Source organism: Streptomyces sp. NPDC004126 (genome assembly GCF_050275515.1).
In the GTDB taxonomy this organism is placed as follows: domain Bacteria; phylum Actinomycetota; class Actinomycetes; order Streptomycetales; family Streptomycetaceae; genus Streptomyces.
In genome coordinates this window covers 16,728-30,689 of the sequence record NZ_JBNNPF010000018.1, presented here as the reverse complement: position 1 = coordinate 30,689, position 13,962 = coordinate 16,728, and the positions used below count along the sequence as shown (strand labels likewise).

The window sequence follows — 13,962 nt, the reverse complement described above, 5'->3', positions numbered from 1 at the left end:
TCCTCGGAGGTGTGCACCGTCATGAGGGCAGCGGCAGCGCCGCCACCGCCACAAAGCTCCCGGTCCGGTCCCGGCTCCTGAGCGGGGGCCTGCTGGCCGCGCATCTGCTGCTCGTCGGATGGCTGACGCTGAGCCCCCTGGACGTTCCCTGGGCGGCGGCCGCGAACCTGACCCCGCTGGAGGGCATCCGGGCGGACCTCGCCTACGGCCCGCTGGAGGCCGCGCGGCGGATCGGCGAGGGGCTGGCGCTGCTGGCCCCGCTGGGGGTGCTGCTGCCGCTGGCCGGGGGCCGGCTGGCGGCGGGGCCGCTGGCGGCCTGGTCCTCGCTGGTCCGGACGGCGGCCGCGGCCGTACTCATCTCGCTCGGCATCGAGATGCTCCAGACCGCCGTCCCCGGCCGGGTGCTGGACGTGGACGCGCTGCTGCTGAACACCGCCGGAGTGGTGATCGTCCACCTGGCCGTCGTCCCGGTGCTGCGCAGGCGGCTGCGCCGCACGCACGCTTCTCAGGGGCCCACCCCGAGAATTCCCAGGGTCGGCATCGGACCCTGGACCGAGGTCCTCTCGGCGGTACCGCGCGAGTATTGAGGCATCGCGGAAGGGAAAGGTCCCGGAGCGCGATCCCCATACGAAGGAGAAGAAAATGAGCGCGATTACCCGCCCCCGTGACGGACGGATGATCGGCGGCGTCTGCGCCGGGCTCGCACGGCGTTTCGGTATCAAGGCCCGCACGATGCGGATCATCTTCGTGGCCTCGTGCCTGCTGCCCGGACCGCAGTTCCTCATCTACCTGGCGCTGTGGCTGCTGCTCCCGAACGAGAAGCCCGGCGCGGGCTCGGCGCAGACCGCCTGGTAATTCCCCAGAGCTCCCCAGTGGCGCTCCGGCGGGGCTCCGGCGGGGCTCCGTCCGGACTCAGCCCGCCTTCTTGACCTTCTCCAGCTGCTTGTCGGCGATCTCCTGCGGGACCAGCGCCTTCTGGTCCGCGGCGGCCACGTTCAGGGCCATCAGCCGCACGACCCGGTCGCCCCGGCGTACGACGACCAGGTGCACCGGCGCCGAGACGCCCTCGGCGGTGGCGGTGGTGGTCCAGCTGACCGTCTCGTCGCCGGCCGTCTTGTACGGGACGGCCTTCACGTCCCGGTAGCGGCCGGTCTGCTTCTCGACGGTGGCGGTGAAGCCCGTACCGCAGGCCGCGACGGCCTCGCGGAGCCGGGCGACGACCCGCTTGGCCTCGGCCTCCGCGTAGGAGCTGACGGAGGCGGAGACCGCGAGGCCCACCTGCTTCTGGGAGCCGATGCCGCGGTTGACCGTCTCGTGGGCGGCCGGGTCGGGCTTGTCGCCCATGATGTCGGCGAGCGGCTGGCAGGCCTTCCTGTCGGCCTGCGGCTGTCCGTCGGGGGCGTTCGGGTTCTTGCCCTGCGCGGAGATCTGGTAGCCGGCGATGTCGCCCTGGACGAGGGCGGCCCGTTCCAGGCTCGCGTCCTTGGCCTTGGGCGCGGCGGGGGCCGCCGGGGCGCCGGGTGCGCCCGAGGGGCGGGCGGCCGCGGAGCCCTTGGGGTCGGGGGTCTTCCCGGGCGCGGAGCCGTCCGTACCGCCGCCGCAGGCGACCGCTCCGAGGAGCAGAGCGGGGAGCAGAGCGGGGAGCAGCGCGAACCTCGTCGCGGGCGCCGTGAACCGTGCCGTGATGCGCATGACCGAACCTCATACCCCGTGCGTCGGCGGGCAGTTGGTGGTGATCGTGGCACACCGCGCGACGCGGCGCACACCTCCTCGAAGGGGCGTGCGCCGCGTGCGCGTGCGTGCGATTTCGAGGGCTGCGGTCAGCCGCCGAGGGCGCCCAGCGGGGCGGCCACCGTGGACAGGCCGCCGAGGAGCTGGTTGGCGGGCTGAGCCGCGTCGGTGGCCTCGCCCTCCTGCGCAGCCTTGCCCGTCTGGTCGGTGAGGGAGCTGGTCGCGCTGGTCAGGGAGCCGAGGGTGTCCGTCAGGCTGGCGGCGGGCAGGCCGGAGGCGGATGCGGTGCCCGCGGCGCCCGCGGCGAGGGCGGCACCAATCACAGCGACACCGAGGGACTTGGCAGCAGACTGCTTCATGAAAAATCGTCCTTGCGACGGGGAACTGAGCGGCTCCGCAAACTAGCCACTTCAAACCCCCTCCCGCAAACATCCTTAAATACGAGAAAGCGTCCGGGAGTTGAATCTCCCGGACGCTTTCCGTGGGTCAGCCCGTGGCCTAGGCCGAGACAGTTCCGCTGGTGGAAGCGGTCTGCCGGAACAGCCATTCGGACTTCAGCTCCGCATAGCCCGGCTTGATCACGTCGTTGATCATCGCGAGTCGTTCATCGAAAGGAATGAACGCGGACTTCATCGCATTGACGGTGAACCACTGCATGTCGTCGAGCGAGTAGCCGAAGGTGTCGACCAGGTGCTCGAACTCGCGGCTCATGCTGGTGCCGCTCATCAGGCGGTTGTCGGTGTTGACCGTCAGCCGGAAGTGCAGCTTGCGCAGCAGGCCGATCGGGTGTTCGGCGTACGAGGCGGCCGCGGCGGTCTGCAGGTTCGAGGTCGGGCACATCTCCAGGGGGATGCGCTTGTCCCGGACGTACGAGGCCAGGCGGCCCAGCTTCACGGAACCGTCCTCGGCGACCTCGATGTCGTCGATGATCTTCACGCCGTGGCCGAGGCGGTCGGCGCCGCACCACTGCAGGGCCTGCCAGATCGACGGGAGGCCGAAGGCCTCGCCCGCGTGGATGGTGAAGTGGTTGTTCTCGCGCTTGAGGTACTCGAAGGCGTCGAGGTGGCGGGTGGGAGGGAACCCGGCCTCGGCGCCGGCGATGTCGAAGCCGACCACGCCGTTGTCGCGGTAGCGGTTGGCCAGCTCGGCGATCTCCAGCGCGCGGGCCGCGTGGCGCATGGCCGTCAGCAGGGCGCCGACGCGGATGCGGTGGCCGTTGGCCTTGGCGCGGCGCTCGCCCTCGCGGAAGCCGTCGTTCACGGCCTCGACGACCTCTTCGAGGGACAGGCCGGCTTCGAGGTGCTGCTCGGGGGCGTAGCGGATCTCGGCGTACACGACGCCGTCCTCGGCCAGGTCCTCGGCGCACTCGGCGGCGACCCGGAAGAGGGCCTCCTTCGTCTGCATGACGGCGCAGGTGTGCGCGAACGTCTCCAGGTAGCGCGGGAGGGAGCCGGAGTCGGCGGCGTCGCGGAACCAGACGCCCAGCTTGTCGGCGTCGGTCTCGGGCAGCTTGTCGTAGCCGACCTCGGCCGCCAGCTCGATGATGGTCCCGGGGCGCAGTCCACCGTCGAGGTGGTCGTGCAGCAGCACCTTCGGGGAGCGGCGGATCTGGTCCGGGGTGGGCAGGTTGGGGGTCTCGCTCGTCATCCCGGCACTCTACTCCTACGCGCGTAGAGCAGCGCGTCGGCGACGGGGGTCGATATGTAACAGAGACCGTACGGACGGGTGGCGTACACCTGTCAGTCTGAGACTGTTCCGCCATGGCACAGCATGCGCCGCCGGCGCGCGGGGCCCGCCTGGGGCGGGCGGCCGGCGCGAACGGCTCGGTCTCGACGGTCAGTGGTGTGGTGCTCCTGCTTCCCGGGGCGTCCAGATTCGCCCCCGGTCCGCTGCGCCCGCTCGCGCGGGCGCTGGCCCGGGCGGGCGGGGCGCAGGGGCTCGTGGCGCACCCGGTGGCGCACGGGGCCGGGCCCCGGGAGGAGGCCGCCGGGTGGGCGGCGGACGAGGTGGTCAGGCTCTACGGGGACGTCCCGGTGTGCCTGGCCGGCTTCGGCGCGGGCGGCCGGGCGGCGCTGCTGGCGGCGGGGCACGATGCCGTCAACTCGGTGGTGGCGATGGCCCCTTGCTTAACGGAGGGCGCGGGAGCGGATTCCCCGGAACCGGTGAAACAGCTCGCGGGGCGGCAGGTGCTGATCGTGCACGGCACGAACGACGCGCGCAGCGACCCGGAGTCCTCCTTCCGGCTGGCGGCCCGGGCGAAGAAGGCGAATCGTTCTACTTGCCGGTTCGAGGTGCACTCGGACGGCCACGGGCTGCGGGAGCACCGCTCGGAAGTGGTGGCGCTGGCGGTGGACTTCGTACTCGGCGCGATGCTCTCGGGCCGGTACTCGCGGCCGGTCGTGGACGCGCTGGCGGCGCCGCCGCCGCTGGGCCTGCGGATGCCGCTGGCCTCGGGCTTCGGGCGTTCCCTGCGGGGCTGAACGGGAGCGGGTGCGGGCGTAGAGTGAGGAATGGACTCGGGGTCGGCTCGGGGTGCTCTCCGGGAGGCGGTCCGCCATGGCCGGGATGGTGCGCAGGAACTTCGACGGCGCGGACGAGACGCGGCCGTTCGCCGACGGCAAGGGCAGGCTGGACCTGATCCAGACGGACGGCGGGCCGGTCGGGCGCGCGGTGTTCGAGCCGGGCTGGAAGTGGTCGGAGCACATCAAGCCGCTGGCAGGCACGGACAGCTGCCAGTCCGCGCACACGGGGTACATGGTCAGCGGCCGGATGCAGGTCGTGATGGACGACGGCGAGGGCGCCGAGTACGGGCCGGGGGACTTCATGCAGATCGCCCCGGGGCACGACGCGTGGGTGCTCGGCGACGAGCCCTGCGTGGTGGTCGACTGGACGGGCTTCGGCGGCTACGCGAAGCCGGCCTGAGCACGGGCCGCGCCGGACCGCCGGGACCGGCCGTTCCGTCCCCTCTCGGTCGGATGGCCCCGGTGTTCCGGCGCTGCCGCGCGTCGTGGGTCCACTGTGCCTGTTCGGCATATGCCGGAAGCCGTCATTCAGGCGTCGACTTGTCGCCTTGCGGGAACCTGAGGGGTTTACGAAGGGGCACAGGCAGGGACGAATGTGCATATGCCAGCCCCAGCCGATGCCGGCAGCGACGCCGGTTCCGAAGACCCCGAAGACCTCAGCCCCACGGCCCGGCGCCTGTACGCGTACGCCGTCGACCGGCCCGCCTTCACCGTCGCCGAGGCCACCACCGCCCTCGGGGCCCGCGCCGCCGCGGCCGTCACCGAGCTGGCCGCCGGACACCTGCTCCAGCGGGTCCCCGACGGCGACGGCCCCGAGCGCTGGTGCGCGGTCGCGCCCCGCGCGGCGGCGGCCCGCGCGCTGGCCCCGCTGGCGCTGCTCGTACGGGAGACGCACGACGAAATGGACCGGCTGCGCGGGCGGCTGGAGGCACTGGTCCCCGCGTACGAGGCGGGCGCCGCGCACCGGGACCTGAGCGGGTCGGGACGGCTGGAACTGGTCACCGACCTCGGAGCGGTGCGCGGCCTGATCACCGAACTGGCCGCGGGCTGCGAACGGGAACTGCTGACCTCCCAGCCCGGCGGCGGCCGGCCCCAGGAATCCCTGGAAGAGGCGGTCGACCGGGACGAGTCCCTGCTGGCCCGCGGCGTCCGCATGCGCACGATCTACCAGCACACCGCCCGCTACTCCCGCCCCACGGCGGCCTACGTCGAACGCGTCACGGCACTCGGCGCCCAGGTACGCACCCTCGGCGACGGCCTCATGCGCATGCTCATCTTCGACGCCCACACCGGCCTCATGGCGGTACCCGACCGCCAGGGCGCGGCGCTGGTCGTCCGGGAACCGAGCGTCGTCCACTTCATGACGGCCGCCTTCGAACGCTCCTGGCTCGGCGCCCAGCCCTTCCCCACGAGCGTCGGCCCCGACGCGGCCCGCGCGGTCTCCGACGAACTCCGCCAGACCATCGTCCGCCTCCTCTCCGACGGCCTGGAGGACAAGGTCATCGCCCGCCGCCTCGGCATGTCGGAGCGCACCTGCCAACGCCACATCGCCGAGATCATGCGCGCGGTGGGAGCCAAATCCCGCTTCCAGGCCGGGTACTTGCTGTCGGCGGCGCATAGGTCCCAGTGCCGGGAGGAAGACCCGGGGGCCGACGGTCCGGCCTAGGCCGGCGGCTCCAGTTCCGGGATGAGGCGGCCGCGGCGGGAGAGGAGGAAGCGTTTGAAGGCCGCGACCGGCGGGGTGTCCGGGTGGCCGTCCAGCCAGGCCACGCCGATCTCGCGGGCCGCGCGCGGTGCCGTCACCGTCAGCTCGACCACTCCCGGGCGGGGGACCAGCGGCGGCGGGAGGAGGGCCACGCCCAGGCCCGCCGCGACCAGGCCGCGCAGGGTTTCCGCCTCCTCGCCCTCGAAGGCCACCTTCGGGGTGAACCCGGCCTCCGCGCACAGGTTGTCGGTGATGCGGCGCAGGCCGTAGCCGGGCTCCAGGGTGACGAAGGTTTCCTCGGCGGCCTCGGCGAGGCGGATGCGCTTGCGGCCCGCGAGGCGGTGGTCGTCCGGGACCACCAGCCGCAGCCGCTGCTCGTCGAGGCGGCGGGCGACCAGGTCGGGGGCGTCGGGGACGGGCGAGGTCAGGCAGAGGTCCAGCTCCCCGGCGCGGAGCTTCTCCAGCATGGCCTCGCCGTAGTTCTGGACCAGGGCGAAGCGGACCCGGGGGTGGTCGGCGCGGAAGGCGCGGATCAGGGCGGGCACCGTCTCGGGGCCCAGGGTGTGCAGGAAGCCGAACGCGACCTTGCCGAAGGACGGGTCGGCGTCCTGCTGGACGGAACCGGCGGCGCGGGCGATCCCCGCGAGGGCCTCCTCCGCGGAGGCGAGGAAGGTGCGGCCCGCCGTGGTGAGGGCGACGGTGCGGCCCTTGCGGGCGAACAGCGAGACGCCCAGGTCCTGTTCGAGTCGGACCATCGCCCGGGACAGGCTGGACTGCGGCACGCCCAGCTCGTGGGCGGCGCGGGTGACGTGCTCGTGGCGGGCGACCGCGACGAACTGGGCCAGGCGCGGGGCCAGGCCTTGTGTCACAGCCATGTCTTCTTCGTAACGGTTCATTGATATCCGAGGCCCTGGGCTGGGGTGATGCGTGGGTGGATTGATTATCCCCTGTTTGTGCATTGGACGCATGAAAAAGGGGGGCCTACGGTCGACGTATGCCTCCCGCTCATACCGGGGCGCCCGTGATCACGGGTGCCTCCACCCCGTCGTCCCCCGAGCCCCACTCCCCCGGCCGCCCCGGCTACCGCCGGATGAGCCTCGCGCTCTTCGCCGCGGGCCTCGCGACCTTCGCCCTCCTCTACTCCACCCAGGCCCTGCTGCCCGCGGTCTCCGCCGGATTCGGCGTGACGGCCGGCCAGGCCAGCTGGACGGTCTCCGCGGCCACCGGCGCCCTCGCCCTGTTCGTCCTGCCGCTCAGCGCGCTGTCCGAGCGGTTCGGCCGGACCCGGATGATGACCTGGTCGATGGTGGTCGCCGTCGGCATCGGCCTGCTGGTGCCGTTCGCGCCGAACCTGGAGTGGCTGGTGGCGCTGCGCGCGGTGCAGGGCGCCGCGATCGCGGGCATCCCCGCCTCCGCGATGGCCTACCTGGCCGAGGAGGTCAAGCCGAGGGCGCTGGTCGGTGCGATCGGCCTGTTCGTCGCGGGCAACTCCATCGGCGGCATGAGCGGCCGCATCGTCACCGGCTGGGGTGCGCAGCTGTGGGGCTGGCGCGGCGGGCTGCTGGCCGTCGGCGTGATGGCGCTGGCCTGCGCGGTGGCCTTCCTGGTGCTGCTGCCCCGGGCGCGGTTCTTCCGGCCGGCGTCGCTGAACCCGCGCGCGGTGGGGCGTACCGTCGCCGGACACCTGCGGGACCCGCTGCTGCTGCGGCTGTACGGCATCGGCGCGCTGTTCATGACCGTGTTCGGGGCCGTGTACACGGTCATCGGATACCGGCTGGTGGAGGCTCCGTTCTCGCTGGGCCAGGGCGTCGTCGGGTCGATCTTCCTGATCTACCTGGTGGGCACGGTCTCCTCGGCGGCGGCCGGGCAGCTGGTGGCCCGTGCGGGCCGGCGCGGGGCCCTGTACCTGGCGGTGACCACGACCGCGCTGGGGCTGCTGCTGTCGCTCGGCGACTCGCTGTGGCTGATCCTGCCCGGGCTGGTGCTGATCACGGCCGGGTTCTTCGCGGGGCACGCGGTGGCGTCGGCGGCGGTGAGCCGGACGGCGAAGACGGGCCGGGCGCAGGCCTCGGCGCTGTACCAGTCCGCGTACTACCTCGGCTCCAGCGCGGGCGGCACCCTGGGCGCGCTGGCGTACCACGCCTCGGGATGGGCGGCCACGGTCGGGATCGCGCTGCTGGCGGTGCTGGGCGTCGTCTCGATCACCCTGTACGGGTCGCACGCGGCCCGTGCCGAACGGCGCCGGATGCTCGCCCCCGGCGCCCGCGCCGCGGCGGCCCGCTGACCCCCCTCGGAATCCCCCGGAACCGGTCCGCCGGCGGACCCCGGCGGACTCGCGGCGGACCCGCGGCGGACCCGCGGCGGCCAACTCCGTTCAAGGTCTGTGCGCCGTGCGCAACTCGCTCTAGCTTGGGAGGCATTGGCGCCCCCACGGTGCGGGCGCGGCAGGGGAGGACCGGATGGCGGCGATAGGCGTGCGCGCGCGGCGGCGGGCTGCGGTGGTGTTCGGCGGGGCTCTGGCGCTGGCGGCGCCCCTGGTGGTCGCGGGGGGCGGTCCGGCTCAGGCCGCCGCCTGCAACGTGACCACCGGGCCCTACCAGCGGCAGGTCGAGCAGTTCCTCGGGCGGCCGGTGGACGGGGTGCAGTCGGCGGCCGACTGCACGGCGATCCAGTCGTTCCAGGCCACCCACGGGATCACCCCGACCATGGGGTACGCGGGGCCGCTGACCTGGCAGACGATGAGCACGATGCTGGCGCAGCGGGCGGCGGGCAAGAACCCGAACGCCGAGGGGAAGTGCCCCGTCAACCTGGGGCGGATCGCGTGCGTCGACCTGACCCGGCAGCTCAGCTGGATCCAGGACGGGGCGACGCTGAAGTACGGTCCGGTGCCGGTGCGCACCGGCAAGGCGGAGACGCCGACGCGGACGGGCCTGAAGAAGATCTACTACCGGTCCATCAACCACTGGTCGACGATCTACAACGTCTCCATGCCCTACTCGCAGTTCTTCGACGGGGGCATCGCCTTCCACTCGGTCACGAAGAGCATGTGGAACCCGCCGGGTTCGGGCGGCTGCGTGAACATGACGACGACGGACGCGAAGGCCTACTGGAACATGCTGACCAACGGCGAGGACGTGTTCGTGTACGGGCGCAAGCCCGGAACCTGACGGTTTCCCCCGCTCCGGCTGCCGTTGTCAGACCCCTCAGGTAGCTTCCGAAGGGACGGAATCCACCTGGGGGACGGCGGCCATGAGCGACCTTGCTACCTCGTCACCGGAACTCGACGCGGCGATGGACCGCTACCGCGTCGAGCTGACCGGCTACTGCTACCGGATGCTCGGCTCGTCCTTCGACGCCGAGGACGCGGTGCAGGACACGTACGTCCGTGCCTGGCGGGCCCACGAGAAGTTCGAGGGGCGGTCGTCGCTGCGGTCGTGGCTGTACCGGATCGCCACCAACGTCTGCCTGGACCTGCTGAAGGCGGGGAACAGGCGGGCCCGGCCGATGGACCTGTCCGCGCCGCAGCACCAGGCCTCCGCCGTGCTCAACGAGCGGCCCGAGGTGACCTGGCTGGAGCCGGTGCCGGACGGGCGGGTGCTGCCGCAGACCGCCGACCCGGCGGAGCTGGCGCTGGCGAAGGAATCCGTCCGGCTGGCCTTCGTTGCGGCCCTCCAGCACCTGCCGGCGAAGCAGCGGGCCGTGCTGATCCTGCGCGAGGTGCTGGCCTGGAAGGCGGACGAGGTCGCGCAGCTGCTGGAGACCTCGGTGGCGTCGGTGAACAGCGCGCTCCAGCGGGCGCGGGCGACGCTGTCGGGGCAGGCGCTGCGGCCGAGCGAGCCGAAGGATCCGCTGGACGCGGAGCAGTCGAAGCTGCTGGAGCAGTACCTGTCGGCCTTCGAGGCGTACGACATCTCGCGGCTCACGGAGCTGCTGCACGAGGACGCGGTGCTCTCGATGCCGCCGTTCGACCTGTGGCTGCGGGGGCCGGCCGACATCGCCGCGTGGCACCTGGAGCAGGGCATCGGCTGCAAGGGCTCGCGGCTGGTTCCGACCACGGCGAACGGGCTGCCGGCCTTCGGGCAGTACCGGCCTCGGGAGGACGGCCTGCCCGGGCACGTGCCGTGGGCTCTGCAGGTGCTGGAGGTGTCAGAGGGGCGGATCGTCGGGCTGAACGCCTTCCTGGACACGGCGCGGTGGTTCCCGCTGTTCGGGCTGCCGGAGGAGCTCTCCGAGGCCGACGAGGTGCAGCAGGGCGCGTAGCGCCGGGGTGGCGCCGGTGACGGTGAAGGGGGTGCCGTGGTGGCGGGCCGCCAGGGCCATGCGGGCGAGGGCGTCGACGGTGGCGAGGGTGGGGGCCGTTACGCCGCCGGCGTCGCAGGTCACCGGGCCGTCGCGGGAGGCCTCGCGGACGCGGGCGCAGAGGGCGGGGATGTCCGGGGCGGGCCCCTCCAGGGCCAGGATTCTGATCTCCACGCGGGGATGACCGGCCGGGGGCCCGGAACTCATCGGTGGCGCTGCGCTGCCGCGCGGGCCTGAGCGGTGCGCTGCCGGGGGGCGGGCTGCCGCTGCGCGGGGCTGGGTCCCCTACCCGCCCTTCGCCCGTTCCCCGGGCTGCGCCCGGACCCCTCCTGGGGGCTCCGCCCCCAGACCCCGCGCCTCAAACGCCGGCGAGGCTGAGATCAGCCTCGCCGGCGTTTGAGGCGCGGGGGTCCGGGGGCGGAGCCCCCGGGGAACGGGCGAAGGGCGGGTAGGGGACCTCGCCCCGCGCAGCGGCAGCGCACCCGCACCGGACCCACCGGCCCCGCCCGGCGCGGCGCGGCGGCGCGCAAGCGGGCCCGGCTACGGGTTACACGTAGCGTTCGAGGATCGAGGACTCCGCCAGGCGGGACAGCCCCTCGCGGACGCTGCGCGCACGGGCCTCGCCCACGCCGTCCACCGTCTGGAGGTCGTCCACCGACGCCGCCAGCAGCTTCTGCAGGCCGCCGAAGTGCTCCACCAGCCGCTCGATGATCGCCCCCGGCAGCCTCGGCACCTTCGCCAGCAGCCGGTACCCGCGCGGCGACACCGCCGAGTCCAGGGTTTCCGGCGAGCCCGTGTACCCCAGCGCCTTCGCGACGATCGCCAGCTCCAGCAGTTCCGGATGCGTCAGCGCGTCCAGCGCCGGCAGCGCCTCCTCCACCGTGCGGGAACGCTTCGCCGTCGGTTCCGGAACGTAGTCCCGGATCACCAGCTCCCGCTCCTGCTCGATGCCGACCGTCAGCTCGTCCAGCTGGAGCGAGAGCAGTCGCCCGTCCGTGCCCAGTTCGACCACGTACTCGGCGATTTCCGTCGCGATCCGGCGAACCATTTCCAGCCGCTGCGCGACGGCGGTGACGTCGCGGACCGTGACCAGGTCCTCGATCTCCAGCGCCGACAGCGTGCCCGCGACCTCGTCCAGGCGGAGCTTGTACCGCTCCAGCGTGGCCAGCGCCTGGTTCGCGCGCGACAGGATCGCCCCGGACTCCTCCAGGACGCGCCGCTCGCCGTCCACGTACAGGGCGATCAGCCGCATCGACTGCGACACCGACACCACCGGGAAGCCGCACTGCTTGGAGACGCGGTCCGCCGTGCGGTGACGGGTGCCCGTCTCCTCCGTGGGGATCGACGCGTCGGGCACCAGCTGCACGCCGGCCCGCAGGATCTTGGTGATGTCCTTGTCGAGGATGAGCGCCCCGTCGAGCTTGCACAGCTCGCGCAGCCGGGTCGCGGTGAACTCCACGTCCAGCACGAAGCCGCCGGTGCACATCGCCTCGACGGCCTTGTCCATGCCGAGGACGATCAGGCCGCCCGTGTTGCCGCGGACGATCCGCTCCAGCCCGTCGCGCAGGGGCTGACCAGGCGCGACCGCGCTCAGCGAGGCGCGCATCAACGCCTCGTGCTTGGAGCTCGCGCCGGACTTCCCGGGTGCTGCTGCCCCGTCCTTGGCTGCCACTGCACTCCTCCGGTCGCGGGTTGCGCCGCCGCGTACGGCCGGGCGGACCAGCACAAAGTCTACCGGCGCACGCTGCGCGCCCGCCGGGGCTTGGCCCGTACCGCCGCCACGAGGGCCCGTACGGGCCCTGCGGCCCGCCCGTCGGGGGACCCCCGCCGGGCGGCGGCTCCGGCCGCGTCCGGCTGACGTCAGCCCGCTGACCTGGCGTTTGGGCCCGTCTGCGGAGGGAGGGATTCCGGCCGCGGGTCCGGCCCGCGCCGCCGGGGACGGGCTACTCGGCCGCCGCCCGCTCCCTGGCCGGCGTACGCGACCGCCCGCGCGGCAGGACCCGCAGCGCGTCCCCCATGTCCGCCACCTCGGTCACCTTCATGCCCGGCGGCACCTTCCCCGGATCCGCCGGGACCAGCGCGTGCGTGAAGCCGAGCCGGTGCGCCTCGGCCAGGCGCCGCTGCACGCCGGTCACCCGCCGCACCTCGCCGGCCAGGCCGACCTCCCCGATGGCGACCAGGTTCTTCGGCAGCGGCACGTCGCTCGCCGCCGAGGCCAGCGCCAGCGCGATCGCCAGGTCGGCGGCCGGCTCCGTCAGCTTCACGCCGCCCACGGTCGCGCTGTAGATGTCCCGCTTGCCCAGCGCGGTGATCCGCCCGCGCTGCTCCAGCACCGCCAGCATCATCGAGACCCGCGAGGTCTCCAGGCCCGAGGTGGTGCGGCGCGGGGAGGGGATCTGCGAGTCGACGGTGAGCGCCTGCACCTCGGCGACCAGCGGGCGCTTGCCCTCCAGCGTCACGGTCAGGCAGGTGCCCGGCACCGCCTCGGCGCGCCGGGTCAGGAACAGTCCGCTGGGGTCGGCGAGCCCGGTGATGCCCTCGTCGTGCAGCTCGAAGCAGCCGACCTCGTCCGTGGCGCCGTAGCGGTTCTTCACACCGCGCACCAGGCGCAGCCGCGCGTGCCGGTCGCCCTCGAAGCTGAGCACCACGTCCACGAGGTGCTCCAGCAGGCGGGGGCCGGCGATGGCGCCGTCCTTGGTGACGTGGCCGACGAGCAGGGTGGCCATGCCCCGCTCCTTCGAGGCGCGGATCAGCGCGCCGGCGACCTCGCGGACCTGGGCCATGCCGCCGGGCGCGCCGTCGATCTCGGGGGAGGCGATGGTCTGTACGGAGTCCAGGACCAGCAGCGAGGGCTTCACCGCGTCGAGGTGGCCCAGTACGGCGGACAGGTCGGTCTCGGCGGCGAGGTACAGGTGGTCGTTCAGGGCGTTGATGCGGTCGGCCCGCAGCCGCACCTGGCTCGCCGACTCCTCGCCGGTGACGTAGAGCGTGCGGTGGTCGCCGGTGGCCGCCTTGGCGGCGACGTCCAGCAGCAGCGTCGACTTGCCGACGCCCGGCTCGCCGGCCAGCAGGACCACGGCGCCGGGGACGAGGCCGCCGCCGAGCACGCGGTCCAGCTCGTCCACGCCGGTGCTGCGGGCGGTCGCGGTCCTGCCGTCGACCTGGGCGATCGGCAGCGCGGCGGCCGAGACGCGGCCGGCCGCGGTGGTCCGTACGGCGGGCGCGCCCATCTCCTCGACGGTCCCCCACGCCTGGCACTCGGGGCACCGGCCGAGCCATTTCACGGTGGCCCAGCCGCACTCGGAGCAGCGGTAGGACGGCCGGTCCTTGGCGGATGAGCGAGATGTACGGGCAGCCATGCCGCCCACGGTAGCCGCCGCCACCGACAACGCCCGACCGGTCCGGCAGGCGGGCATCGCGGCCGGGCGGCCGGCGCGGTCCGCCGTCAGGGCCGCTGTCAGCGGAGTGGCGATCTGTTCACCCTTAAGGGCTAAAAGCCCGGAAGGCTTCCGGAGGGTCACCGGCGCGCCGCCTACGGTTCGCCGAGTGAACAGCAGCGACCAGGGAGACCCCGTATCGCGCACCGGCGCACACCCGGCGCACAGGCGCACACCCCGAGCGGAATGGACGGGTCCGGCGGGTGGCGCGGGTGGTGGCACGCGCGGCGACACGGGTGGTGCGCAGGGTGCGCCTGTTGCCGGTGGC

The 13,962-nt window shown here is 73.4% G+C and carries 15 protein-coding genes; 8 read left to right on the top strand and 7 right to left on the bottom strand.

Annotated features, from left to right (window positions below; all coding sequences use genetic code 11):
- The first annotated feature begins 11 nt into the window (after nucleotides 1-11).
- Together ACQKM2_RS18700 and ACQKM2_RS18695 are read left to right on the top strand one after the other, a co-directional pair.
- On the top strand, nucleotides 12-587 hold the full coding sequence (locus ACQKM2_RS18700) for a VanZ family protein (protein ID WP_427710993.1): 576 nt from the start codon (nucleotides 12-14) through the stop codon (nucleotides 585-587).
- Nucleotides 588-642: 55 nt separating this feature from the next.
- Nucleotides 643-855 (top strand): PspC domain-containing protein, encoded by a 213-nt coding sequence (locus tag ACQKM2_RS18695; protein WP_427710992.1) that lies wholly within the window; start codon nucleotides 643-645, stop codon nucleotides 853-855.
- A gap of 57 nt (nucleotides 856-912) precedes the next feature.
- Here ACQKM2_RS18695 and ACQKM2_RS18690 read toward each other — a convergent pair whose 3' ends face one another.
- The 3 genes from ACQKM2_RS18690 to ACQKM2_RS18680 all read right to left on the bottom strand — a co-directional run bounded on the left by ACQKM2_RS18690 (nucleotide 913) and on the right by ACQKM2_RS18680 (nucleotide 3,378).
- On the bottom strand, nucleotides 913-1,692 hold the full coding sequence (locus ACQKM2_RS18690; protein WP_427710990.1) for a hypothetical protein: 780 nt from the start codon (nucleotides 1,690-1,692) through the stop codon (nucleotides 913-915).
- 128 nt (nucleotides 1,693-1,820) lie between these two features.
- Entirely contained in the window at nucleotides 1,821-2,090 is a 270-nt protein-coding gene (locus tag ACQKM2_RS18685; protein ID WP_427710988.1) for a hypothetical protein, read from the bottom strand.
- A 139-nt stretch (nucleotides 2,091-2,229) separates the two neighbouring features.
- A complete protein-coding gene (locus tag ACQKM2_RS18680; RefSeq protein ID WP_427710986.1) occupies nucleotides 2,230-3,378 on the bottom strand; it encodes an adenosine deaminase in 1,149 nt (382 codons plus the stop codon).
- Nucleotides 3,379-3,491: 113 nt separating this feature from the next.
- Here ACQKM2_RS18680 and ACQKM2_RS18675 point away from each other — a divergent pair, with 113 nt between their 5' ends.
- The 3 genes from ACQKM2_RS18675 (at nucleotide 3,492) to ACQKM2_RS18665 (ending at nucleotide 5,919) form a co-directional block, all read left to right on the top strand.
- Nucleotides 3,492-4,211 carry an alpha/beta hydrolase gene (locus tag ACQKM2_RS18675; RefSeq protein WP_427710985.1) on the top strand — a complete coding sequence of 240 codons (720 nt, stop codon included), beginning with the start codon at nucleotides 3,492-3,494 and terminating at the stop codon, nucleotides 4,209-4,211.
- A gap of 76 nt (nucleotides 4,212-4,287) precedes the next feature.
- A complete protein-coding gene (locus ACQKM2_RS18670) occupies nucleotides 4,288-4,653 on the top strand; it encodes a cupin domain-containing protein (protein ID WP_427710983.1) in 366 nt (121 codons plus the stop codon).
- Nucleotides 4,654-4,854: 201 nt separating this feature from the next.
- Entirely contained in the window at nucleotides 4,855-5,919 is a 1,065-nt protein-coding gene (locus ACQKM2_RS18665) for a LuxR C-terminal-related transcriptional regulator (RefSeq protein ID WP_427710981.1), read from the top strand.
- On the opposite strand, the gene ACQKM2_RS18660 is transcribed toward ACQKM2_RS18665, so the two are convergent.
- Nucleotides 5,916-6,854 carry a LysR family transcriptional regulator gene (locus ACQKM2_RS18660; RefSeq protein ID WP_427710979.1) on the bottom strand — a complete coding sequence of 313 codons (939 nt, stop codon included), beginning with the start codon at nucleotides 6,852-6,854 and terminating at the stop codon, nucleotides 5,916-5,918. The genes ACQKM2_RS18665 and ACQKM2_RS18660 overlap by 4 nt on opposite strands.
- 98 nt (nucleotides 6,855-6,952) lie before the next feature.
- On the opposite strand from ACQKM2_RS18660, the gene ACQKM2_RS18655 reads away from it, so the two are divergent.
- From ACQKM2_RS18655 to ACQKM2_RS18645, 3 genes are all read left to right on the top strand, one after another.
- Nucleotides 6,953-8,242, top strand: coding sequence for an MFS transporter (locus ACQKM2_RS18655; protein WP_427710978.1), 1,290 nt, complete (start codon nucleotides 6,953-6,955; stop codon nucleotides 8,240-8,242).
- A gap of 175 nt (nucleotides 8,243-8,417) precedes the next feature.
- Nucleotides 8,418-9,125, top strand: a complete 708-nt coding sequence (locus tag ACQKM2_RS18650; RefSeq protein ID WP_427710976.1) for a L,D-transpeptidase family protein — start codon at nucleotides 8,418-8,420, stop codon at nucleotides 9,123-9,125.
- An 82-nt stretch (nucleotides 9,126-9,207) separates the two neighbouring features.
- Nucleotides 9,208-10,218 (top strand): sigma-70 family RNA polymerase sigma factor, encoded by a 1,011-nt coding sequence (locus ACQKM2_RS18645; RefSeq protein ID WP_427710974.1) that lies wholly within the window; start codon nucleotides 9,208-9,210, stop codon nucleotides 10,216-10,218.
- On the opposite strand, the gene ACQKM2_RS18640 is transcribed toward ACQKM2_RS18645, so the two are convergent.
- The 3 genes from ACQKM2_RS18640 to radA all read right to left on the bottom strand — a co-directional run bounded on the left by ACQKM2_RS18640 (nucleotide 10,105) and on the right by radA (nucleotide 13,616).
- A complete protein-coding gene (locus ACQKM2_RS18640) occupies nucleotides 10,105-10,431 on the bottom strand; it encodes an STAS domain-containing protein (RefSeq protein ID WP_427710972.1) in 327 nt (108 codons plus the stop codon). The two genes, ACQKM2_RS18645 and ACQKM2_RS18640, sit on opposite strands and share 114 nt — an antisense overlap.
- Nucleotides 10,432-10,804: 373 nt before the next feature.
- The gene (gene disA, locus ACQKM2_RS18635) at nucleotides 10,805-11,929 is read right to left on the bottom strand and encodes a DNA integrity scanning diadenylate cyclase DisA (RefSeq protein WP_007264801.1); all 1,125 of its coding nucleotides are present in this window, start codon (nucleotides 11,927-11,929) and stop codon (nucleotides 10,805-10,807) included.
- A 271-nt stretch (nucleotides 11,930-12,200) separates the two neighbouring features.
- Nucleotides 12,201-13,616, bottom strand: a complete 1,416-nt coding sequence (radA, locus tag ACQKM2_RS18630) for a DNA repair protein RadA (protein ID WP_427710971.1) — start codon at nucleotides 13,614-13,616, stop codon at nucleotides 12,201-12,203.
- Nucleotides 13,617-13,962: the final 346 nt, after the last annotated feature.